Annotated in this window: 21 protein-coding genes and 1 pseudogene; 9 read left to right on the top strand and 13 right to left on the bottom strand. The window is 59.0% G+C overall.

The window, feature by feature from the left end:
* Nucleotides 1-102: 102 nt before the first annotated feature.
* Nucleotides 103-1074: an octaprenyl diphosphate synthase gene (ispB, locus tag BSP75_RS05790; protein WP_075112532.1), complete on the bottom strand. Its 972-nt coding sequence runs from the start codon at nt 1072-1074 to the stop codon at nt 103-105.
* A gap of 242 nt (nt 1075-1316) precedes the next feature.
* On the opposite strand from ispB, the gene rplU reads away from it, so the two are divergent.
* The 6 genes from rplU to BSP75_RS05760 all read left to right on the top strand — a co-directional run bounded on the left by rplU (nt 1317) and on the right by BSP75_RS05760 (nt 6925).
* Entirely contained in the window at nt 1317-1628 is a 312-nt protein-coding gene (gene rplU, locus BSP75_RS05785) for a 50S ribosomal protein L21 (RefSeq protein ID WP_005304210.1), read from the top strand.
* A 17-nt stretch (nt 1629-1645) separates the two neighbouring features.
* Nucleotides 1646-1903 carry a 50S ribosomal protein L27 gene (gene rpmA, locus BSP75_RS05780; protein ID WP_005339028.1) on the top strand — a complete coding sequence of 86 codons (258 nt, stop codon included), beginning with the start codon at nt 1646-1648 and terminating at the stop codon, nt 1901-1903.
* 191 nt (nt 1904-2094) lie between these two features.
* Nucleotides 2095-3297 carry an Obg family GTPase CgtA gene (gene cgtA, locus BSP75_RS05775; protein WP_042059940.1) on the top strand — a complete coding sequence of 401 codons (1203 nt, stop codon included), beginning with the start codon at nt 2095-2097 and terminating at the stop codon, nt 3295-3297.
* A 367-nt stretch (nt 3298-3664) separates the two neighbouring features.
* On the top strand, nt 3665-5035 hold the full coding sequence (locus BSP75_RS05770) for a YjiH family protein (protein WP_042059942.1): 1371 nt from the start codon (nt 3665-3667) through the stop codon (nt 5033-5035).
* 165 nt (nt 5036-5200) lie between these two features.
* A complete protein-coding gene (locus BSP75_RS05765; RefSeq protein WP_075112531.1) occupies nt 5201-6190 on the top strand; it encodes a luciferase-like monooxygenase in 990 nt (329 codons plus the stop codon).
* Between the two features lie 234 nt (nt 6191-6424).
* The gene (locus tag BSP75_RS05760) at nt 6425-6925 is read left to right on the top strand and encodes a 2TM domain-containing protein (protein ID WP_075112530.1); all 501 of its coding nucleotides are present in this window, start codon (nt 6425-6427) and stop codon (nt 6923-6925) included.
* A 118-nt stretch (nt 6926-7043) separates the two neighbouring features.
* On the opposite strand, the gene BSP75_RS05755 is transcribed toward BSP75_RS05760, so the two are convergent.
* From BSP75_RS05755 to lptD, 6 genes are read right to left on the bottom strand one after another with little or no spacing between them, the layout of a single operon-like run.
* Entirely contained in the window at nt 7044-7865 is an 822-nt protein-coding gene (locus BSP75_RS05755; RefSeq protein ID WP_075112529.1) for a symmetrical bis(5'-nucleosyl)-tetraphosphatase, read from the bottom strand.
* A 6-nt stretch (nt 7866-7871) separates the two neighbouring features.
* Nucleotides 7872-8234, bottom strand: a complete 363-nt coding sequence (gene apaG / locus BSP75_RS05750) for a Co2+/Mg2+ efflux protein ApaG (RefSeq protein WP_075112528.1) — start codon at nt 8232-8234, stop codon at nt 7872-7874.
* A gap of 4 nt (nt 8235-8238) precedes the next feature.
* A complete protein-coding gene (rsmA, locus tag BSP75_RS05745; protein ID WP_042656659.1) occupies nt 8239-9066 on the bottom strand; it encodes a 16S rRNA (adenine(1518)-N(6)/adenine(1519)-N(6))-dimethyltransferase RsmA in 828 nt (275 codons plus the stop codon).
* Nucleotides 9056-10051 carry a 4-hydroxythreonine-4-phosphate dehydrogenase PdxA gene (pdxA, locus tag BSP75_RS05740; RefSeq protein ID WP_058053562.1) on the bottom strand — a complete coding sequence of 332 codons (996 nt, stop codon included), beginning with the start codon at nt 10049-10051 and terminating at the stop codon, nt 9056-9058. The genes rsmA and pdxA overlap by 11 nt, the downstream gene beginning before the upstream one ends.
* Nucleotides 10051-11349 carry a peptidylprolyl isomerase SurA gene (surA, locus tag BSP75_RS05735; protein WP_042060135.1) on the bottom strand — a complete coding sequence of 433 codons (1299 nt, stop codon included), beginning with the start codon at nt 11347-11349 and terminating at the stop codon, nt 10051-10053. The genes pdxA and surA overlap by 1 nt, the downstream gene beginning before the upstream one ends.
* A 26-nt stretch (nt 11350-11375) precedes the next feature.
* A complete protein-coding gene (gene lptD / locus BSP75_RS05730; protein WP_075112527.1) occupies nt 11376-13820 on the bottom strand; it encodes an LPS assembly protein LptD in 2445 nt (814 codons plus the stop codon).
* A 174-nt stretch (nt 13821-13994) separates the two neighbouring features.
* Between lptD and BSP75_RS05725 the strand changes: the two genes are divergently transcribed.
* From BSP75_RS05725 to djlA, 3 genes are read left to right on the top strand one after another with little or no spacing between them, the layout of a single operon-like run.
* Nucleotides 13995-15005 (top strand): phosphotransferase, encoded by a 1011-nt coding sequence (locus tag BSP75_RS05725; protein WP_075112526.1) that lies wholly within the window; start codon nt 13995-13997, stop codon nt 15003-15005.
* The gene (murU, locus tag BSP75_RS05720) at nt 15002-15670 is read left to right on the top strand and encodes an N-acetylmuramate alpha-1-phosphate uridylyltransferase MurU (RefSeq protein ID WP_075112525.1); all 669 of its coding nucleotides are present in this window, start codon (nt 15002-15004) and stop codon (nt 15668-15670) included. Before BSP75_RS05725 ends, murU begins: the two co-directional genes overlap by 4 nt.
* A gap of 19 nt (nt 15671-15689) precedes the next feature.
* Nucleotides 15690-16523 carry a co-chaperone DjlA gene (djlA, locus tag BSP75_RS05715; RefSeq protein WP_075112524.1) on the top strand — a complete coding sequence of 278 codons (834 nt, stop codon included), beginning with the start codon at nt 15690-15692 and terminating at the stop codon, nt 16521-16523.
* Nucleotides 16524-16608: 85 nt separating this feature from the next.
* Here the strand turns inward: djlA and BSP75_RS05710 are convergent, their stop codons facing one another.
* The 6 genes and pseudogenes from BSP75_RS05710 to BSP75_RS05690 form a co-directional block, all read right to left on the bottom strand.
* Complete coding sequence (locus tag BSP75_RS05710) at nt 16609-18060, bottom strand: aminoacyl-histidine dipeptidase (protein WP_075112523.1); 1452 nt, start codon at nt 18058-18060, stop codon at nt 16609-16611.
* Between the two features lie 1123 nt (nt 18061-19183).
* Nucleotides 19184-19357, bottom strand: a complete 174-nt coding sequence (locus BSP75_RS22145) for a hypothetical protein (RefSeq protein WP_362858648.1) — start codon at nt 19355-19357, stop codon at nt 19184-19186.
* Between the two features lie 138 nt (nt 19358-19495).
* A complete protein-coding gene (locus tag BSP75_RS22140) occupies nt 19496-20332 on the bottom strand; it encodes a contractile injection system protein, VgrG/Pvc8 family (RefSeq protein ID WP_362858646.1) in 837 nt (278 codons plus the stop codon).
* On the bottom strand, nt 20332-20769 hold the full coding sequence (locus tag BSP75_RS05700) for a phage tail protein (RefSeq protein ID WP_075112522.1): 438 nt from the start codon (nt 20767-20769) through the stop codon (nt 20332-20334). Before BSP75_RS05700 ends, BSP75_RS22140 begins: the two co-directional genes overlap by 1 nt.
* Nucleotides 20770-20781: 12 nt before the next feature.
* Nucleotides 20782-21036 (bottom strand): annotated as a pseudogene (locus BSP75_RS22135) (phage tail tape measure protein); the annotation flags it as partial.
* Nucleotides 21037-21371: 335 nt separating this feature from the next.
* Nucleotides 21372-21807: IS3 family transposase (locus tag BSP75_RS05690; protein WP_148140627.1), on the bottom strand; the 436-nt coding region annotated here is incomplete at its 5' end.

Here is a 21807-nt window from a genome sequence, read left to right as displayed (position 1 = left end):
GGGCGTGAATATCAAAGCGTGTTTGCATGAGGCGCTGGGGCACCCCATGCAACACGTAATTGGGACATAGCCTTTTTTATTCAGCAAGCAGGAGTCGTTGACTCAGGCGCTGCGTTGTACCGCCATGTGGGCCAGTGTTTCCAGCGCGTGCTTATGCGGGGAGTCAGGCAGGATGGCGAGAGCGGCAATGGCCTTGTCGGCCTCTTCCCTGGCACGCATGCGGGAGTACTCCAGCGCGCCGGTACGATCGAGAATGCCGAGGATCTGCTCAAGATGCTCCATGCCGTTGCGGTGCTCGATGGCATCGCGCACCCGCTGGCGCTCTTCCGGCGTGCCCACTTCCATGGCGCGCAGCAGCGGCAGGGTCGGTTTGCCTTCAGCCAGATCGTCACCGACGTTCTTGCCCATCTCTTCGCTCTGGGAGCAGTAGTCCATCACGTCATCGATGATCTGGAACGCGGTGCCCAGATACTTGCCGTAATCGGTCATGGCCTGCTCGACGGGCTCGGGCTGATGGGTCAGCACGGCGGCGAGCCGGGTGGCGGCCTCGAACAGCTTGGCGGTCTTGCAGTAGATGACCGTCATGTAGCTCTCTTCGGTGGTATCCGGATCGTTGCAGTTCATCAGCTGCAACACTTCCCCTTCGGCGATGGTGTTGGTGGCATCCGAGAGGATCTCCATCACCCGCAGGTTGGAGAGTTCGGCCATCATCTGGAAGGAGCGGCTATAGAGGTAGTCACCGACCAGCACGCTGGCAGCATTGCCAAACATGGCGTTGGCGGTCTCCCTGCCGCGGCGCAGGTCGGATTCGTCGACCACGTCGTCATGCAGCAGGGTAGAGGTGTGAATGAATTCGATGATGGCGGCCAGTTTCAGGTGATCCTCACCCTCATAGCCCAGCGCACGCGCAGCCATCACGGTCAGCATGGGGCGCATCCGTTTCCCGCCGGCGCTGACAATGTAGAAACCCAGCTGATTGATCAGACTAACGTCGGACTGGAGTCGGGCCAGGATCAGTTCATTGACCGCCGTCATGTCGGCGGCACAGAGCGCACGGATAGTCTGTTGGTCCATAAGTCTCGTAACGTGACAGCAGCAATAACTGCGATTTTAGTAATGGCAGGGATTCTACACGATTTCACAATGGGTTACAGTTAGGCGTTTATCCACGGCGGCAGATATGCGCACAAAATAAACTTTTTGCTAAATTGGCCTTGCCTGAGCAGATCGATTTGCGTAGAATGCCCGCCCATTGTTATAGGTTTTTGCGCATGTCTAGCCTTGAGCAAAAGACATGCCTTTACGGAGTTAATCAAATGTACGCGGTATTCCAAAGCGGCGGAAAACAACACCGTGTGGCCGAAGGTCAAATCGTTCGTCTGGAAAAGCTGAACGTTGAGACTGGCGCTACTATCGACTTCAACGAAGTTCTGATGGTTGCTGCAGGCGACACTTTTAAAGTAGGTGCTCCTTTCGTTGAAGGTGGCAAGGTTGTAGCTGAAGTTGTGGCTCACGGCCGTGGCGAGAAAGTGACTATCGTCAAGTTCCGTCGTCGTAAGCACCATCGTAAGCAAGCGGGCCACCGTCAGTGGTTCACTGAAGTCAAAATCACTGGCATCAGCGCTTAATTAGAGGAGTCCGATAAATGGCACACAAAAAAGCTGGCGGTTCATCCCGCAACGGTCGCGATTCTGAAGCTAAACGCCTGGGCGTTAAGCGTTTCGGCGGCGAAACAGTTCTGGCTGGTAGCATCATCGTTCGTCAACGTGGCACCAAGTTCCACGCTGGCACCAACGTTGGTCTGGGCAAGGATCACACCCTGTTCGCAACCGCGACTGGTAAAATCCTGTTCGAAGTTAAAGGTCCGCTGAATCGTAAGTACGTTAGCATCGTTGCTGAGTAATTACGGACCGCAAGGATCCGAAGCCCCGCCAACAGGCGGGGCTTTTGTTTTTCTGAATAGTTGACGAAAAAACGGAACGCAGATGACCCGGGCTCCGACAGGGGCGTGGATTGCCAAGATGCGTATCGCCCGTAGGGGTCTGTACCACTATAATTGCGTATCGGTTTTTCGAATTAAGGTGACGGTTACCTATGAAGTTTGTTGATGAAGTCCAGATTCGAGTCGATGCCGGTGACGGTGGTAACGGTTGTGTCAGTTTTCGCCGGGAGTTGTATGTTCCCAATGGTGGTCCGGATGGCGGTGACGGTGGCGATGGCGGTGATGTCTATCTGCTGGCCGACGAAAACCTCAACACCCTGATCGATTACCGTTTTGAGCGTTTCCATGCCGCTGAGCGTGGCGAGAATGGTCGCAGTGCCAACTGTACCGGCCATCGTGGCAAGGACAAGATCCTGCGTGTTCCTGTCGGTACTCGCGCCAGCGACGAGGATACCGGTGAGCGACTGGGCGACTTGACCACTCATGGTCAGAAGCTGATGGTTGCCAAGGGTGGTTTCCACGGTCTGGGCAACACCCGCTTCAAGAGCTCCGTCAATCGGGCTCCGCGCCAGAAGAGTAACGGTACGCCGGGTGAAGTGCGGACCCTGAAGCTGGAGCTGTTGCTGCTGGCTGACGTCGGTATGCTGGGTCTGCCCAACGCCGGTAAATCGACCTTTATCCGTGCCGTTTCCGCCGCGCGTCCGAAAGTGGCCGACTACCCCTTCACCACTCTGGTGCCGAACCTGGGTGTGGTGCGTGGCGAAAACTCCCGCTCCTTCGTGATCGCGGATATTCCGGGTCTGATCGAGGGGGCCGCCGAAGGTGCCGGTCTGGGGATTCGCTTCCTGAAGCACCTCGAGCGTTGCCGCGTGCTGCTCCATCTGGTGGATATCTGCCCCATCGATGGCTCCGATCCTGCTGAAAACGCCGTGACCATCGTCCGGGAGCTGGAAAAATACAGCCCCGAGCTGGCAGGCAAGCCGCGCTGGCTGGTGTTCAACAAGATGGATCTGATCCTGGAAGAGGAAGCCCAGGAAGTGATGGACCGCGTCAAGGCCGCGCTGGCCTACGAAGGTCCGGTCTACCAGATCTCGGCCATCAGCAAGGAAGGTACCAAGAAGGTCTGCTACGACATTCTGGATCTGCTGGACACCATGCCCCGTCAACTGGAGCAGGATGCCAAAGAGGCGATCGAGAAGGTCGAGTTCAAGTGGGACGACTACCACAAGAACCAGCTGGCTCAGGCTGAAGCCGAAGCGCTGGCAGCTTCCGTGGCCTTCGATGAAGGGTTGGATGATGACGATTGGGATGACGACGAAGATGACGGTGTTGAAGTCATCTACGTGCGCGACTGATCCTCGTCACTCTCATTGAAAACCGGAGCCTGAACAGGCTCCGGTTTTTTTATATCTATCGAGTCACCGCCCATTAGGTATATTTGTGATGTCACTTATTGTCTGCCATTGATAACCGATTATACTGCCCACCTAAATTAACAATAACGAAACAATCATCTGGCGATGTCGATTGAATCGATATGCGTTGCTGTATCCGGTTGTTTTGATGGAAGGTTTACCTGCGGAAATATTTATGCGCAGATTTCCGCCTTAAAGGCTTGTTTGTGCATTTTTTTAGAGTATTCTTGCGCCCGTTTTTGCCGGTTAATGCATGAATACGCAGGTTGGCCGGGCTAGGGAAAAGTAACATTAGGGCAGTCATATCATGTTGGAAAAGAGTCTCGAAGCACCTGCGGTCAATACCCGCCGTAACTTGTTGATGTTTCTGGTTCCGTCACTCATCGGGATCCTGCTGTTCATGACGCCGGTCGTCTATGACGGTAACGTCACCATTCCGGTGGCCGTGCTGGCCAAGCTGGTGCAGCGGGTGTTTGCCGATTATCTGGTCGCCATGGTCAGCGCAGTGATCACCACCACCATGCTGATGACGCTGATCGCCTGGTTGTTCAAACCGGCGATTCTGGTGCGCCGTCCTTTCCTCAACAGCCTGTTCAATGTCTCCCCTTTCTGGGCCTGCGTGCGGGTCTTGGGCGGTATCTTCGTGCTGCTGACCTTCTTCCAGGCGGGGCCAGAGGTGCTTTACTCGGGCGCAACCGGTGGACTGGTGCTCAACGATCTGTTGCCGGTGCTGTTCTCGGTCTTCATTTTCGCCGGTCTGCTGCTGCCGTTGCTGCTCGATTTCGGGCTGCTGGAATTTGTCGGCACCATGATGACCCGCATCATGCGTCCGGTGTTCCGCTTGCCGGGTCGCTCTGCGGTGGACTGCTTTGCCTCCTGGCTTGGCGATGGCAGCGTCGGCATCCTGCTGACCAGCAAGCAGTACGAAGGCAAGTTCTATACCCAGCGTGAAGCTGCGGTGATTGGCACTACTTTCTCCGCCGTCTCCATCACCTTCTGTCTGGTGGTGATCTCCCAGGTGAAGCTGGAGCACATGTTCGTTCCCTTCTACCTGACCGTCTGTCTGGCGGGTGTGGTCGCCGCCATCGTGGTGCCGCGTCTGCCACCGCTCTGCTGGAAGAAGGACATCTATGCCGACGGCACTCCCCTGTGCCGCAAGCAGGAGGCAGTGCCGCACCAGCACAGCGTGATGAGCTATGGCTTCGAGCGGGCGCTGACCAAGGCTGACAGCATGACCGATCTCGGCGCCGTCGCGCGGGAAGGGGTGAAGAATGCGCTGGATATGGTGTTTGGCGTGTTGCCGGTGGTGATGGCGATCGGCACCTGTGCCCTGATGCTGGCCGAGCATACCCCGATCTTCAACTGGCTGGGTGCCCCGTTCGTTCCCTTGCTGGAGCTGCTGCAACTGCCGGAGGCGGAAGCGGCCTCCAAGACCATCATGGTCGGTTTTGCCGACATGTTCATTCCGGCGGTACTGGCCTCGACCATCGAAAGCGAGATGACCCGCTTCGTCATTGCCGCCATGTCGGTGACCCAGCTGATCTACATGTCGGAAGTGGGGGCCCTGCTGCTGGGCAGCAAGATCCCGGTCAAGCTGTGGGAGCTGTTCGTTATCTTCCTGCTGCGCACCCTGGTCACCTTGCCGGTTATCGCCGCGGTGGCACACCTGCTGTTCTGATCACCTCGTCGTGGTGAAAAAGGCCATCCCGCTTGCGGGGTGGCCTTTTTGCATCCGGCGCATTGGGTCACCCGTCAGGCCATCAAGGGCAATTGTGTTCCGTTCGAACATCTCATGATAGAGTGCCCGTTCTGTTAGCAAATTGTGATGCAATGGAGTGTGTTTATGTCTGCCATCCCCTATTCCGTGCTCGATCTGGTGCCGGTTGCCGAAGGTTCTGTGCCTGCCGAGTCGTTTCGCCGTTCGCGGGATCTTGCCCGCCATGCCGAGGGCTGGGGTTACCAGCGCTACTGGCTGGCCGAGCATCACAACATGCCGGGCATTGCCAGTGCCGCTACCTCGGTGCTGATCGGTTATCTGGCCGAGGCTACCACCACTTTGCGGATTGGGGCGGGTGGCATCATGTTGCCGAACCACTCGCCGCTGGTCATTGCCGAGCAGTTTGGCACCTTGGCCTCTCTCTATCCCGACCGCATCGATCTGGGTCTGGGTCGGGCGCCCGGGACCGATCAGCGCACCATGCGGGCGCTTCGGCGTATGCGCAGTGGCGAGGTGGACGATTTCCCTGCCGATGTGCGCGAGCTTATGAGCTACTTTGGCGACGAGATCGGCGCCGTGCAAGCGGTGCCCGGTCAGGGGCTGCATCTGCCAGTCTGGCTGCTGGGTTCCAGCCTCTATAGCGCCCAGCTGGCGGCGGCGATGGGCTTGCCGTTCGGCTTTGCCTCCCATTTCGCCCCTGCGATGTTGCTGCAAGCGCTGGAGATCTACCGCAGCCAGTATCGCCCCTCTGCCCGCTGGCCCAAGCCCCATGCGGTGGTCTGCATCAATATGATCGCCGCCGACAGCGAGCGAGAGGCCCGCTTCCAGTTCACCACCGTGCAGCAGCAGTTCTTGCGCTTGCATCGCGGTGATGCGGGCAAGCTGCCCGCGCCAGTCGTCCAGCTTGGCGACGAGTGGGCACCCCGTGAGCTGATGGCGATGGAGCAGACGCTGGCCCGCTCTCTGGTGGGCGACCCGGAGCGGGTTCGTCTCGGTCTCAAGGCGCTGCTGGCGGAAACCCGTGCCGATGAGCTGATGTTCAATGGCCCCATCGTCGACCATCAGGCCCGGCTGCGTTCTTTCGAGATCGCTGCCGAGCTGATGCAGGGTCTTTAATCCATGGTTTGAGCCTCGGTAAACGCTATCTTGAATAGATAGCGTTTGTCGGGTTGCTGTCGGGTGACCGACATCTGTCTGCAGTGCTCACCGGCGGTGCTTGAAAACGACAGAGACGATGAGATTAATGTGTTGATTTAAAAGGAAAGTCAGGTTTATGTCAGGCATCTGTCGTGTCGCTTGTTACATCTGAGCCCGTAAGCTGGCCCTGTCAATTACCACAAGGAGTTCGAGATGATCGTCAGGAAGTTGAGATTGCAACGGGGTTGGTCCCAGGATCAGTTGGCGACGATGACTGGTTTGAGTGTTCGCACTATCCAGCGGATCGAGCAGGGGCAGCAACCCGGACTGGAATCTCTCAAGGCCCTGGCCTCTGTCTTTGAACTCGATGTGGCTCAACTGGATGGGTCAGAGCAACAGGAGCGCGAGATGAGAGGAAGTGACACTATGGGTCAGGATGCGTTGCAGGTATCGGCCGAGGAGCGGGCGGCCATGCGCTATGTGGAGGCGCTCAAGGGCTTCTATCACCATGTCGCCAGCTATGTGGTGGTGATCTGCGGGCTGTTTGTCATCAACTACCTGAGCAATCCGGAGTACATCTGGGCCTGCTGGCCAGCACTGGGGTGGGGATTAGGGCTCGCCTCCCATGCCATTCGGGTATTTCAGCCCTTCAAGCTGTTTGGCCCGGAGTGGGAGCGGCGCCAGATCGAGAAGCGGCTGGGGCGCAAGTTGTAACGTCATCCACCGGAAAACAGAGAACATAAAACAGCAAGCCCGGCAGGTTGCCGGGCTTTGTTATTGATGAGGGTCTTGGCAATCCGTGCGGTTGCGACCGCCTGATTGCTGCGCGCCCCTAACTGGCGTGAGTGGGGCAGGGGGTGGCGATCAGGGCATCATCCTCGTAGCGCCACAGGGTGAGGCTGTTGCCCCAGACGCAGCCAGTATCGAGCGCCTTGATATCGCTTTTGCCGGTGTTGCCCATCAGGGCGGCCCAGTGACCGAACACCAGGATGGGGTCGTCCACATGATGCTCCCGCTGTTCGAACCAGGGGCGCAGCCCCGGGGTCGACTCCTTGGGCCCCTTCTTGCATTTGAAGTCGAGACGACCATCGAAGTAGCAGAAGCGCATCCGGGTGAAGGTGTTGATGATGTAGCGGTAGCGGTCGATCCCGACCAGATCATCTTTCCAGCCATCGGGCAGGTCGCCATACATGTTGTGCAGCAGCCACTGGTACTGATCGCCGCGCAGCAGGCTCTCTACCTCGCGGGCGCAGTTGCGGGCGGTGCGGGCATCCCACGCCGGGGAGATACCGGCATGCACCATCATGATGGGCAGATCCGGATGCTCGGCCAGCAGCGGGCGGTGGCGTAGCCACTCCAGTAGTTCATCCCGATCTGGGGCATCCATCAGGCTCTGCAGCTTGTCTTTCTTCTTGAGCGGCGCGACGCCATTGGCGACCGCCAGCAGGTGCAGGTCGTGGTTGCCGAGCACGGTGACGGCGCGATTGCCCAACCCTTTGACGAAACGCAGGGTATTGAGGGAGTCCGGGCCGCGGGCGACCAGGTCGCCGCAGAGCCAGAGCACATCTTTGTCGGGATCGAACGCGGCAAGATCCAGCAGACGGCGCAAGTCGTCGTAACAGCCCTGGATGTCACCGACAAAACAGTTCGCCATGAAACCTCAGTTGATAATATTGGGGATAGCCAGCGTGAAGGGGGCGATAGGTGCCTCGAACTGCTGACCAGAGCCATCTTGCAGGGTATAGCTCCCTTCCATCACCCCGAGTGGGGTCGCCAGCGGCACGCCGCTCTGGTAGCGATAGGCCTCACCTTCGGCAATGACGGGTTGTTCCCCGACTACGCCCGGGCCTGCCACTTCCAGCATCTTGCCATTGGCATCGGTGATGAGCCAGCGCCGGTGCAGCAGTTGCACCGGGCCGGGCCCCAGATTCTCAATCTCGATCAGATAGTGAAACTGGTAAGGGTCTTTGGATCCCGCCACATACACGGGGTATGGGCGGATCTCGATGTGCGGGTGAGCCACAGGATCAGGCCTGTTGCTGATCCGCCAGCCAGTTGGCGATGGTGACGAACTGCTCGAGGGAGAGGTTCTCCGGGCGCAGGTTGCCATCGATACCAAGCTCGGTCAGCTGGGCGTCAGTGATGAAGTTGGAGAAGCTGTTGCGGATGGTCTTGCGACGCTGGCCAAAGCCCTCGGTGCAGACGCGGCTCAGGCAGCGCATGTCTTTCGCGACCAGAGTCGGGTTCTTGTGGGGGATCAGGCGCACCACGGCAGAGTCCACTTTCGGCGCCGGTTTGAAGGCGCCCGGGCCCACTTCCAGCACTGGCACAACCTGGCAGTAGTACTGCACCATGACGCTCAGACGACCATAGGCCTTGCTGCCCGGGCCGGCACACATCCGCAATACCACCTCTTTTTGCAGCATGAAGTGCATGTCTTCAACCCGGTCGGCAAATTCGCACAGGTGGAAGATGAGCGGGGTGGAGATGTTGTAGGGCAGGTTGCCGAAGATGCGCAGTGGCGGCTTGCCTTCACCCATCAGGGTGCCGAAGTCAAAACGCATGGCATCCGCTTCGATGACGGTCAGTTTGTCCTTGAGGGTCGGGTGCTCGCGCAGGCGAGCGGCCAGGTCCCGGTCAAGTTCGACCACCGTCATCTTGTCCATCTGGGAGGCGACCGGTTCGGTCAGCGCGGCCAGACCCGGACCGATCTCCACCAGATTCTGACCCGGCTGCGGGTTGATGGCGGCGACGATCTGGTCGATCACATAACGGTCGTGCAAGAAGTTCTGACCGAAACGCTTACGGGCCGTGTGACCCATGTGCACCTTATTGCTCTGCACCTTACTGCTCATATCTTTTTTTCTCTACCATCTTGATGGCGTGGTTAATCGCGGTGATCAGGCTGCCCGAATCCGCCAGGCCCTTGCCTGCCAGATCCAGCGCGGTGCCGTGATCCACCGAAGTGCGGATGAAGGGAAGCCCCAGGGTGATATTGACCGAACTGCCGAAGCCCTTGTATTTGAGCACAGGCAGCCCCTGGTCGTGGTACATGGCGAGTACCGCATCCGCATCCTTGAGGTATTTATCCTGGAACAGGGTGTCGGCCGGCAGGGGGCCGACCAGATCGATCCCCTCCTGGCGCAGCGTGGCCAGAGCGGGTTCGATCACGTCAATCTCTTCACGTCCGAGATGGCCACCTTCCCCGGCATGGGGATTGAGGCCGCAGACGTAAATACGGGGTTTGGCGATGCCAAACTTGGTGGCGAGATCCTCGTTGAGGATCCTGATCACCTTGCCGAGGCGATCCTCGGTGATGGCCATCGCCACATAGGCCAGCGGAATATGCGTAGTCGCCAGCGCGACCCGCAGCCCCTCGGTTGCCAGCATCATCACCACATCGGCGGTGCCCGACTGCTGGGCAAAGAACTCGGTGTGGCCGCTGAACGAGACCCCGGCCTGGTTGATGATCCCCTTGTGCACCGGTCCGGTCACCACGGCGGCAAATTCGCCGCTCATGTTGCCATCGCAGGCGCGTTGCAGGGTTGCCAACACATAGGCGCCATTGCCTTCGTTCAGCTCGCCCGGCACCACGGGGGCGCCGAGGGTGATCGGACAGACGGTCAGGGTGCCTGCACGCTGCGGATGGGCAGGGGCGGCGGCATCGTAGGGCTCAAGCTCGATGCTGAGTCCCAGCAGGGCGGCCCGCTCGCGCAGCAGCGCCGGATCGGCGATCACCACCAATTGGTGGGGCCAATCCTGCTGGGCAATCTGCAGCACCAGATCCGGGCCGATCCCGGCCGGTTCGCCCGGGGTAACGGCAAGGCGACGGCAGCTCATCAGCTACCGGCGCCTTCGATCTGGATGTAGGCCTCGTCACGCAGCTCATCCAGCCACGCCTGGGACTCTTCCACGAAGCGGCGGTTGTAGATCAGCTGGTAGGCGCGCTGCTCCTGAGCCTTGTCGGTGGCATCCTGGCTGCGGCGATCTTCCACCTGCACGATGTGCCAGCCGTGGCTGGTACGGAACGGGGCACTGATCTGGCCCGGTTGCAAGCGGTTGACCATGTCGCGGAACTCCGGCACATAGACGTTGGGATCAGACCAGCCCAGTTCGCCACCTTGCACCGCAGAGCCCGGATCTTCGGAGTACTTCTCCGCCATGCTGGCGAAGTTGGCCTTGCCGCTCTTGATGTCGTGCAGAATACCGTCCAGCATCCCCTTGGCCTTCTCTTCGCTCAGGATAATGGAGGGCTTGATCAGGATGTGGCGGGCTTTCACCTCGGTCTGCATCACTTGCTGCTGACCCTTGGTGTCGAACACCTTGACGATGTGCAGACCGGCGCCGGAGCGCAGCGGGCCGACGATGTCGCCCTTCTTGGCACCCTGCACCGCTTCGGCCATCAGGGTCGGCATCTCTTGCGGGCTCATCCAGCCCCAGTCGCCCCCTTCCAGCGCCTTGGGACCGTTACTCTCGGCAATGGCCAGTTTGCGGAAGTCTGCACCCTCTTTCAGGGCGGCCAGAATGCGCTCGATCTTGCTCTTGGCGGCATCCAGCTGGGCGGCGGTGGGGTTGTCCGGCAGGGCAATCTGGATATGACCGACATGGTATTCATCCTGCTGTTGACCCTGTTTCTTCAGGATCTCCACCACCTGCTTTACCTCCTGCTCGGAGATGTTGATACGGCGGCGTACCTGATTGCGGCGCACCTCGTTCATCAGGATCTCGCGGCGAACCTCTTCCCGATACTGGGCATAGGTCAGCCCTTCACGGGCGAGCTGGGCACGCAACTGATCTAGGGTCATCTTGTTGTCGGCGGCGATGCCCTGAATAGCCTGTTCCAGCTGGGTATCGCTGATCTTCAACCCCTGGCGATCCGCCAGTTGCAGTTGCAGGCTCTCCTGGATCAGACGATCCAGCGCCTGTTTGCGCAGGGTGGCGTCGTCAGGCAGGGACTGGCCGCTCTCCTGGGCGGAGAGTTTTACCTTGTTGACCAGTGCGTCCTGTTGACTGGACAGCACCACGTCCTTGTTGACCACGGCCAGCACCTTGTCCATCAGCTCGGGTGCCGCCAGTGCGGCCTGGCTCATGGCGCCGAACATTCCCGCGGTCAGCAGGGCAATCAGGGTCTTTTTCATATCCATCTCTCAAGGCTGGGCCAGCATCATTGCTGACCTTTCAGATTAAACGGGCGAACATAGGGCAACAGCTCGGTATCCAGCGTGACACTGCGGCCACCGGTACCCACGCTGCCAAGTCCCTTCATTTCAAACTGCAGACCAATGACTTTTTCCGAAGTGGGGGTCAGGGTGACGTTGTCAGGTTGATTGTGCCACTCCAGGCTCATGTTGATGCTCCAGCAGCAGGAGTCGTATTTGACACCGATCTTGCGGTCAATGTTCACATCCTGCTTGATATCACGGTAGTAACCGCCATACATCTGCCACTGATCGGCGATCGGCGCCATCACCACCAGACCCGCCTGGCTCAGATCTTCCGCCAGCGCCGTATTGGTCGGATAGCGATAGTCCAGGTTGCCATCCTTGATGTAGCGGTAGTTGACCTGGGTGGTCAGCTTGCCGGTCCGGTATTCGACCGCACTGTTGCCTGCGGTAAATTCACCCTCAGAGGTGTCGTACTGGGTGCCCGCATGGGCGAACCACTCATCGGTGATCCGGGCATCCCCCTCGAACGACAGCAGCGAGCGGGCGTTGGTGCTTTCCGGTTCGGACGGGTAGAGGCGCACCTTGGGTGGCGTCATCTCGAAGGCCTGGGCCACTGCCAGACGCAACCGCTCATCACCCGCATTGTCATAGACCCGGCTGGTCAGGCCAACGGTGACCCGGTTGGCATCGCTGATGCGGTCGAGACCGGCAAAGCGGCGATCGCTGAACAGGCTGTAGTAGTCCTGGCGGGTGGTGGTGGAGTCGTAGATCCCGATCTCGTCCTGATTTTTGTAAGGGATGTAGAGGTACTGGAACTCGGGTTCCAGGGTCTGGGTACCCTTGCCATCATACCAGTCGAGCGGGCGATCGAAGTTGACGCCCCCCTTGAGGCGGAAGGATGGCAGGGTGCGGGTAATGGTGCCGTCTTTCAGGGTCAGCTGTTTGCTGTCTGCATCGGTGAAGCGGCTGCGATCCTGGCTAACCAGATCCTTGGGGACCTCCTGGTTATAAGAGGTAAACATAACTTTGTACTGGCTGGTCAGGTAGTAACCCGGGGCATCCACCAGAGGCACGGTCAGGGTCGGTGCCAGATGCAGACGGGTGGCGGTGTAGCGCTCACCGGCCTGCTGGGCTGTGGCACTGCCGCTGTCATAGCCAAACTTGGTCAACTCGCTGTTCCAGGCCAGATCGAACCATTTTCCCTGCTGGAAGTAGTTGTAGTCGATACGCGGCAGCATCTCGTGAGGCAGCAGCGCATACGGACTCAGGATCTGGTAGCGGCGCACCTCGGAGGTGAGGTTCCAGTTGTGCTGGTAGTAACCGGCAGTAAAGGATTGCTGCAACTGGCTGTCGACCTGGGTGCCCACTTGCGGGCTGAAGTCGTTGAAGTAGTTGTAATCCTTGTCCCGCACCTGGGTGTAGTCGATGCCAAAGCGCAGTGAACCATCCATCAGGGTTGAGCCGTGACGGACGTTCATCAGGTAGCGATGACCATCGGACAGGCCCGCCAGACTCTCATTGCTCGGGCTGTACTGCTTGTCATCCGCCAGATTTTCAAAGTAGAGAATACCTGCGTGGGCGGGGTCCGGCATATAGCGGAACTCCACCTGCTCCATCAGGCCGCGCTTGTCCATAAAGCGGGAGGTGATGGTGGCATCGTAGTTGGGGGCAATGTTCCAGTAGAAGGGCTGGGTGATATCCATGCCGTTGCTGGAGCTTTGCTTGTAACCCGGGTAGAGCAAACCGGTCTTCCGCTCATCCTTGATGGGGAAGTTGATATAGGGGAAGTAGAACACCGGGTAGTCATAGAGCCAGAGGCTGGCGTTCCAGGCTTCGCCGAACACCTCTTTCTGGTCGATATCGATGCTGCCCGCCTTGAGGGTCCACACCTCCTGACCTGGGGGGCAGGTGGTGTACTGGGCCCCCTCCATGGTGATGTTCTGGTTGTTGTTGGTCATCACCACGCGCTTGGCAAAGCCGCGCACCGGTGAGCCATGCACCTGATATTTGCCCTCTTCCAGTTCGGAGTTCTTGGTATCCAGGTTGGATTTGAGGGTCTTGTCGCTGGTGACGGTCACCTGACCGTCGTTGTAATAGATGTTGCCGATGGCGATGACATCCCGGCTCTTCTGGTCGAGCTGGGCATAGTCGGAGTCAAACTTGCGAACACCCTGACGAACCTTGACGTCGCCTTCATAGACGGCGGTGCCGCCTTGTTTGGCTTCGAGACGGTCGGCATCAACCTCGACCGGCTGTGCGTTGGCCTCCTGATCCGATGCAGGCTTCTCTATCTTGGGAACATAGTCATAGCAGAGACTATCGAGAATGCCGGTGGCTGACGGCGTTTCGAACGGGGCTGCCTGCACCACCATGGGGGCGAGTGCGGGGGCCAGGCTGATAGTCAGGGCGATGGGATAGCGGTACCCCAGTGTCCATTTGGTCATGTGAAAGACTCGTGCAATCCGTGATAGATACGGTTGATCCAAGGCATGCATTTTACGACAGCTTTCATCGAGTTGACATTGCATGTCATTGCTTTATGTTAGCCAGCAATGATAAAGCATTATTGCGGCCAGGGCTAACAGCCAAGTGCTGCTTTCCACCTTGGTCCTCTACTTATGCACGATCGCGATTCCCTGCTATTGCAGTGGGCACGCCGTATTTCCGGTGATGCCACTCTCACGCTTACCCTCATTTCCGGTGATGCCAGTTTCCGCCGCTACTACCGTGGCGGTGGTCTGGTGTGGGTGGATGCCAATCCGAAAACCGAAAAAAATCATGAATTTGTTCGTAATGCGGCCGCCTTGCAGGCGCGTCAGTTGCTGGCGCCAGAGGTCAAGGCTGTGGACTACCAACAGGGGCTGCTGGCGGTCACTGACCTGGGCGATACCCAGCTGATCAGCTGCCTGAATGAACAAAACGTATTGGCCTGGTATGGCAAAGCCATTGATCTGCTGCCCCGACTGGGGGCGGTCGAACTGGTGCTTGAGCCCTTCGATACGGCTTTTATGGCGCGGGAGAACAGCATTTTCCCCGAGTGGCTGCTTGGCCATCATCTGCAACTGACCCTGAGCCATGAAGAGCAGCAGTTGCTGGACGAGACTTTTGCCTGCCTTACCGCCTGCAATCTGGCCCAGCCGCAAGGGGTGATGCACCGGGATTTTCACAGTCGCAACCTGATGGTGTGTGGCGGTGATACCCCCGAGAGCAGCCGGCTGGCCATCATCGATTTTCAGGATATGGTCATCGGGCCCCTGAGTTATGACCTGGTCTCCTTGCTCAAAGATTGTTACGTGCGCTGGCCGGACGAGGTGATCGATGAAGGGATGCGCCACGGTTTTGCCACCCTGCAACAGGCGGGGCTGCTTGGAGAACTCGATTATGCCAGTTTCCGTCGTGATGCCGACCTGACCGGCATGCAGCGCCACCTCAAGGCGGCGGGGATCTTCACCCGGCTCTATCATCGCGACGGCAAGTCCGGCTATCTCAAGGATATTCCCCGTACCCTCGGCTACGTGGTGGATGTCTGTCGCACTCACGGTAGCGCCTATCCGGTACTGGCCCGTTTTGGTCAGTGGCTGGAGCAGGTGGTGTTGCCCGGGATAGCCAACGCTGGAGTGAAACCATGAAGGCGATGATCCTGGCCGCTGGCCGTGGCGAGCGGATGCGCCCGCTGACCGACCTGTTGCCCAAGCCGCTGCTGGCGGTGGGGGGCAAACCGCTCATCGTCCACCATATCGAAAAGTTGAAGTCAGCTGGCGTGACCGAGCTGGTCATCAATCACGCCTGGCTCGGCCACAAGCTGGTCGAAGTGCTCGGTGATGGCAGTGCGCTTGGCGTGACCATCCACTGGTCAGCCGAGGAGAGCGCGCTGGAGACCGCGGGCGGCATAGTGCAGGCGCTGCCACTACTGGGCGCAGAACCTTTTCTGGTGATCAACGGCGATACCTGGCTCGAGCTCGATTATCACACTCTGGTCAGCCAGCCCCTTGGCGACGATCTGGCCCACCTCTGGCTGGTGCCCAATCCGCCCCAGCATCCGAGCGGGGACTTTGCCCTGCAAGGGGGGCGAGTCATGGATACGCCAGCGTTTACCTTTAGCGGGGTCGGACTATATGATCCGGCTGCCTTTGCCAGTCTCGCGGGCGGCGCCCGCAAGCTGGCGCCGCTGCTGCGTGACTGGATGGCGCAAGGGCGGGTGGGCGGCAGCCTGCTCGCTGGCGAGTGGCGCGATATCGGCACGGTCGATCGACTGCGCGAGCTGGATGACCAGCTCCAGGCCCGCACTCATTAACTTCAAGAGGTCTTGAACCATGCGTATTTGGGGTAAGGTGCTGGGCGCCTTCTTCGGTTTTCTGCTCGGCAATATCATCGGCGCCCTGATTGGCCTCTGGATTGGCCACCGTTTTGACCGTGGCATGGGGCTGCAGGGGGCGTTTCGTCGCGGCCCGAGTCAGGCGCAGCAAGCCGTCTTCTTCCACGCCACCTTCTCGGTGATGGGCCATATCGCCAAGTCCAGTGGTCAGGTGACCGAGCAGGAGATCCGGGTTGCCTCCAACCTGATGGATCGGATGCGGCTGGCGGGTGATCAGCGAGCCCGGGCGCAGGAGTCGTTTCGTCTCGGTAAAGAGGCCGATTTTCCGCTGCGTGAGACCCTGGCCGAGTTTCGCCGTGCCAGTCTGGGCCAGCGCGATATCCTGCGCTTCTTCCTCGAGGTGCAGTTGCAGGCGGCCTTTGCCGACGGACGGGTAGAGGAGGGCGAGCGCGCTATTCTCCATACCATCGCCGACGAGTTGGGGTTCAGCCGCATCGAGCTGGCCCGCATTCTGGCGATGGCCGAAGCGCAGATGAACTTCTTCAATCAGGCCCATGGCCAGTATCAAGGGGGCCATTCCGGTGGTCAGCAGTATCGCCAAGAGCCGCCCTCTGCGGATCGTCTCAAAAATGCCTACCAGCTGCTGGGGGTGAGCGAGAGCGACAGCGATCAGGATATCAAGCGTGCCTACCGCAAGGAGATGAGCAAGCATCACCCGGACAAGCTGGCCGCCAAGGGGCTGCCGCCAGAGATGATGGAGATGGCCAAGGAGAAGACCCAGGAGATCCAGCAAGCTTGGGAGTGGATCCGCGAGGCGCGCGGCATTCGTTAAGCGCCAAAGCCTGATAGACCGGAACAGCAGACAATAAAAAGCCCCGCAGCAGTGCGGGGCTTTTTATTGTTGTATCCGGGCTGGCTTACTTGGCCGGAATGGCTTCCAGCACGTGCACCAGCAGTTGCCAGAAACGCTCGACCGCCGGGATGTGCACCTTCTCGTCAGGGGAGTGGGCACCACGGATGGTCGGGCCGAAGGAGACCATGTCCCACTCTGGGTAGGCGCTCTTGAACAGACCACACTCGAGACCGGCGTGGATCACCATGACATTGGGCATGGTGCCAAACAGAGTCTGGTAGCTGCTCCGTACCAGCGCCATGACGGGGGAGTCCACGTTCGGCGCCCAACCCGGATAGGCACCGGTGAATTCGCAGCTGGCACCCGCCAGGGTGAACAGGGAGCGGGTCATCTGCTCGATACTCTCGCGGCCGGAATCGATCAGGGAGCGGATCAGGCACTGGACGTACACTTCGCCATCTTGAGTCTTGATGACCCCCAGGTTGGTAGAGGTTTCGGTCACGCCGGGCATGGCATCGCTCATGCGCATCACGCCGCTCGGGCAGGCCAGCAGGGCATCCAGCAGGCGCTGCTGCAGGGAGATGCTCATCAGCTTGGCCGGTTTGGCGGCGCCGTTGACCAGCAGGGTCAGGTTCGGCTCGGTGGCGGCCAGTTCGGTCTGGTAGATACCGGTATAGCGGTCAACCAGCGCCTTGAACTCGTTCACGCTGGTGGCAGGCACCAGCAGGGTGGCGCGGGCTTCGCGCGGGATGGCGTTGCGCAGGGTGCCGCCGTGGATCTCGGCCAGACGAATACCCAGCGGCTCGGCTGCTTTGAGCAGACGCACCAGCAGCTTGTTGGCGTTGCCACGACCGCGATGAATGTCGCAACCTGAGTGACCGCCACGTAGCCCTTTGACCGCCAGCTCGAGCGCTTCACCTTCAGCGGCATCAACCTGCTCGAGCGGGAAGCGAATATTGGCATCCACACCGCCGGCGCAGCCCATGTAGACCTCGCCATCCTCTTCGGAGTCGGTGTTGAGCAGGATCTCGCCCTCCAGCCAGCCCGCTTCCAGACCGAAGGCACCGGTCATGCCGGTCTCTTCATCGGTGGTCAGCAGCACTTCCAGCGGGCCGTGCTTGATGGTCTTGTCAGCCAGCACTGCCAGGCAACCGGCCATGCCGATGCCGTTGTCGGCACCCAGGGTGGTGCCACGGGCAGTGACCCACTCGCCATCGACATAGGCATCGATGGGATCGGTCGCGAAGTCGTGCTGGGTGTCTGCGTTGGCCTGCGGCACCATGTCGATGTGTGCTTGCAGTACCACGGCTTTGCGGTTTTCCATCCCCGGGGTGGCCGGTTTCTTGATGATGATGTTGCCGACCTTGTCCTGCTTGACTGCCAGACCTTCTTCCTGTGCCCACTGGATGATCCAGGCGCTCAGTTTGGCTTCATGCTTGGAAGGGTGGGGAATGGAGCAGATCTGTTCGAAGAAATGCCAAATCAGTTTGGGAGAGAGAGAGCTAAGCTGTGCCACGTCGGGACTCCTTACCAGCACGGAATAAACAGGGCCCCATCAGCGGGCCGGGGAAGAGGGTAACGATAATACAGTCAATCACACAAAAATGTGAGCAATCAGCGCAAATCGCAGGCAGCTTGTGCTGGCCCATGGCAACCAGGCAGTACGATCGTCAGGTTTGGACGACGCTGGCCGGTAGAAAAGAAATTGTGTGACCGATCTCACAAAAAAGTTGAATTTAACGCGCCGACTGGTAAATTAGCTCCCGTGGTTCGCCACCCGTCAGGATGACGATGAAAGCCTCCAGGGAACCGAAGCAAAGCAAGTGCGCCTCCATGGAACCGAGTGTTCGTTCAAGGATTTGAGCCCGCATTAAAGGTACGTAACTTGTTAAGCAATCAGGAGTTTCAATATGCCAGGCAGCAACTCAACCTATTGGTTTGCCCCGTCTTTGTATACCCAGGGTTTCAGCTACCCTAACCCCTTCGTCACTCGTCGCTAAGACGAGCTGCCTGACCGGGCAGAGGCGAGAAAGCAGCAGGTGCGTGAGGTCAAACCTCCCCCTGCTATTTTTTTATCTGCGATTTGCCGCTACGCCCATTTTGGTGTCATCAGCAGCGGTGACAGGCTGGTCGTTTGGCTCTCTGGATGTGCCAAATGGAGAGGGTGATGCCGATTTTTCCTGAATTTGGCATACGTTTGCCAGGCATTTTCTCTGCAAACGGTGCTATCATATCGGCCCAACAGCCTGTCCGCGGTTTGGACACATCATCGAACCGATCGCCGGATACGCCCATCTTGCTTCCATTGTTATCAGATTTGCTGCCGAGGCTCAGCCCTGAGGCAGCCGAAGTGCAATCTGAATTCAGTCGGGCAAGGGCCGCCATTTGCTGGCATCCGCAGGGAAATCTGCGGGTGTCATTATTTTAAGTGATTGTTTTTATATAACTATTTGAGATCGATAACATGCCGAAAAAGTTCTATGCTCTTTAGTATTGGATTTTTAACCCTTTAAAAGGCATTTAGTATCAGTGGCTTACGTTGATTCGCTAGAACGCCTGTTTCGATAGTGGCGGCAAAATGGCGGCAGGGAAATCTGATGATCGGAAAAGGCGGCAGGGCGTTGGCTCTGCCGCCTTTTTCATTCTGGCAGTTCTTCCAGCTTCACTTCGAGTTGCAGGCGGTTGGTGTAGCCCTGATCGGTGAGGTCGTGAACTACCTGGGTGAGTAGCCAGTCGGCCTCGTCGATTTGCGGTTTGAAGCCCCTGACCGTAGTAGGTTGCTCCGGGTAGAGTTCGGGGCGGCCTCTGGCCAAGGTTATCTGAAACTCGGCCACGCCGCGCTGCAGCTTTTCCCACTCTGCCCTAGCAGCCCTCTGGGCGTTGCTCTGACTTGTGTAAACATGGCGCAGCTCCTTGACGTTCTCGTTACTACCGACCAGCAGCTCATGCTCCTACTTGTTGACAATAACCCCCGGCGGCAGCGGTTGTTCTTCCTTCGGTTTGGTCTTCTTCTTGCGTTTGACCTCGATTTTCTTCTTCTCGGCGGCCTTGTTGTCTTGCCAGTATGCGGTGACGCCGGTGTAGGCGTCGCGGTCGGCCACCGAGAACTGGTGCTGATCGCCGTCTTGGCGGGTGATGGTGATGGCTGGCAGTGGCTTGCCGCTGGCGGTGGTGCCGTTACCTGCTTTGATGAACATCAGGCGGCCAGATTTGACGGTGGCGATGGCATCCTGCTCGGTCGCCAAGCGGGTGAGAAAGGCCAGATCGCTCTCGTTGGTCTGGTCGATGTGGTCGATCATCATCCCCTTGAAGGCGTCGCCGACTATCGGGGTCAGGCCATAGCGGGCAGCCAGCTGCTCGACGATGGCACCGATGTATTCATTGTGCCAGCTGCGCTCGCGCAGTTTGTTCATGCCACCGCCCAAGTCTGCTGACTTGCCCCGGATGGAGAGGGAGTCCGGGGCGCCGCTGTGCCCCACCTCGTCAATGTTGAAGGTGCCTTTATCGACCAGCGCTTGGCCCTGCCAACCGATAAAGGCTTGCATCGTGGCCCCGCGGCGTGGCATGGCTAGCAGGCCGTCGCTGTCATCGAGCGTTACCTCGATGGTGTCGGCCGAAAAGCCCCGGTTATCGGTGATGGTCATCGACATCAAACGAGGACGGATGGCTGCCGAAATGTCATTGCCATCGATCAGCAGTTGATAAGCCGGGATCGGATGGCCGTTCAGCAGGTCATTGAGCGGGTTTTTGATGCCCGCAAATTCGGCCAGTTCGCCCAGGGTCGCCATTAATAGAGCCCTCCAACTTTACCGCCGATCATGGCGCCCATCATCACGCTGCCGCCGAGGCGGCCAAGCAGGTTACCGCCCACGCGGCCCAGCAGGCCATTGACGAGGCTGCCATCCTGGAAGAACTCGCTGCGGGTGGTGCTAATCCCCTCAATCACGAACGAGCCGCGCATCACGCCATCTCCCTGGATTAAGGGGAAGGCCCCGCCGCTGTCGGCCATGAGGTTGAGCATGTCGAGGGAGACTGGCCCTCCGGTGAGCTCTGGATAGAGCACCCCGCTCAGTGTGCTGAGTTCGTCATCAGGGCCGAGGTACTGATATGAGGGGCGGGAGCCGACCCGGTTATTGCCCGGGTGGCGCCATGATTTCTCGTCTTGTTGGGATTGCGGGGCCACGGTCGAGCGCATAAACACGAACCAGCCCAGGGTCATCATCATGGTGGTTGCTCCTTAGTTGCGGTCGGTCAGGGAGGCGCGGCTATTGGCAGCGCCTTGACGTTCACGTCGGTCCAGCTCTCGGCGCACTTCTTGCGCCACATCGGTGGCTGATTGCCCTGGCTGCTGAACGATGCTGATGGGGGCATGGATCTGGGTGGTTGACGGTGCCCCTCTGGCGGCAACAGGCTTTGCGGTCTGCACGATGCGAGGTCCGTAGCTGTAACTTCCAGCGAGTGCTGTCTGGCCGTAGTTGCCGTTGAGGTAACCCGGTGTCGACGCCGTTGGTGCTTCCAGTTGGAAGCTCGGCAGCTTCTTGGCTTCTAGAATCCCCAGCGATTCGAGCAGCCATTCGATCCCTTTCAGGAATGCCTTGAGCGGGGTGAGGGCCAGATTGAAGGCTTCGCCCAGGATGCGGCCTACCAGTTCGCCAGCACTGCCGAACCCTTCCAGCGTCTCTTTGGAGAACTTGATCGGTTCGAGCAGATCGCCAAACCAGCCAGATAGCGCCTTTACTCCGTTGTCTATGCCATCGAGCAGCGGTGCAAATGGCTTGAAGGCTTCAAAGACGGGAGCAAGCCCGGTCATGAATCGCCCCTGGTTTTCTAGACACTCTGTTGCTGAAAAATAAACTGCCTTTCAAACTCTACCGGCGATAGCCCATCATTGGAACCATGACGCCTGATTGGGTTGTAAAACATCTCGATATAATCAAACACATCGCTGCGGGCTTCGTCTCTTGTCGCGTAAATCCTGCGCTTGATCCGCTCCCGTTTGAGCAACTGGAAGAAGCTCTCGGCGACAGCATTGTCGTGACAGTTGCCACGTCGGCTCATGCTGCAACTCAGGTTGTGGGTCTTCAGAAAGTCCTGCCATTCGCCACCGGTAAACTGGCTGCCCTGATCCGAATGCACCAGTACCGACTGCTTGGGCTTGCGCCGCCAGACGGCCATCAATAACGCATCCACCGCCAAGTCTGCCGTCATGCGTGGCTTCATCGCCCAGCCGACGATCTGGCGAGAGAACAGGTCGAGCACCACC

The sequence above is a fragment of the Aeromonas sp. YN13HZO-058 genome (assembly GCF_001921245.1).
Lineage (GTDB): Bacteria > Pseudomonadota > Gammaproteobacteria > Enterobacterales > Aeromonadaceae > Aeromonas > Aeromonas allosaccharophila.
The sequence above is the reverse complement of the archived record's forward strand: the minus strand, read 5'-3'. Positions and strand labels throughout refer to the sequence as shown.

Bases quoted from the DNA above. Each gene is read 5' to 3' on its own strand.
- ispB (WP_075112532.1), bottom strand. From the start codon at position 1,074: ATGGACCAACAGACTATCCGTGCGCTCTGTGCCGCCGACATGACGGCG.
- rplU (WP_005304210.1), top strand. From the start codon at position 1,317: ATGTACGCGGTATTCCAAAGCGGCGGAAAACAACACCGTGTGGCCGAA.
- rpmA (WP_005339028.1), top strand. From the start codon at position 1,646: ATGGCACACAAAAAAGCTGGCGGTTCATCCCGCAACGGTCGCGATTCT.
- cgtA (WP_042059940.1), top strand. From the start codon at position 2,095: ATGAAGTTTGTTGATGAAGTCCAGATTCGAGTCGATGCCGGTGACGGT.
- BSP75_RS05770 (WP_042059942.1), top strand. From the start codon at position 3,665: ATGTTGGAAAAGAGTCTCGAAGCACCTGCGGTCAATACCCGCCGTAAC.
- BSP75_RS05765 (WP_075112531.1), top strand. From the start codon at position 5,201: ATGTCTGCCATCCCCTATTCCGTGCTCGATCTGGTGCCGGTTGCCGAA.
- BSP75_RS05760 (WP_075112530.1), top strand. From the start codon at position 6,425: ATGATCGTCAGGAAGTTGAGATTGCAACGGGGTTGGTCCCAGGATCAG.
- BSP75_RS05755 (WP_075112529.1), bottom strand. From the start codon at position 7,865: ATGGCGAACTGTTTTGTCGGTGACATCCAGGGCTGTTACGACGACTTG.
- rsmA (WP_042656659.1), bottom strand. From the start codon at position 9,066: ATGAGCAGTAAGGTGCAGAGCAATAAGGTGCACATGGGTCACACGGCC.
- pdxA (WP_058053562.1), bottom strand. From the start codon at position 10,051: ATGAGCTGCCGTCGCCTTGCCGTTACCCCGGGCGAACCGGCCGGGATC.
- surA (WP_042060135.1), bottom strand. From the start codon at position 11,349: ATGAAAAAGACCCTGATTGCCCTGCTGACCGCGGGAATGTTCGGCGCC.
- lptD (WP_075112527.1), bottom strand. From the start codon at position 13,820: ATGACCAAATGGACACTGGGGTACCGCTATCCCATCGCCCTGACTATC.
- BSP75_RS05725 (WP_075112526.1), top strand. From the start codon at position 13,995: ATGCACGATCGCGATTCCCTGCTATTGCAGTGGGCACGCCGTATTTCC.
- murU (WP_075112525.1), top strand. From the start codon at position 15,002: ATGAAGGCGATGATCCTGGCCGCTGGCCGTGGCGAGCGGATGCGCCCG.
- djlA (WP_075112524.1), top strand. From the start codon at position 15,690: ATGCGTATTTGGGGTAAGGTGCTGGGCGCCTTCTTCGGTTTTCTGCTC.
- BSP75_RS22140 (WP_362858646.1), bottom strand. From the start codon at position 20,332: ATGGCGACCCTGGGCGAACTGGCCGAATTTGCGGGCATCAAAAACCCG.
- BSP75_RS05700 (WP_075112522.1), bottom strand. From the start codon at position 20,769: ATGATGATGACCCTGGGCTGGTTCGTGTTTATGCGCTCGACCGTGGCC.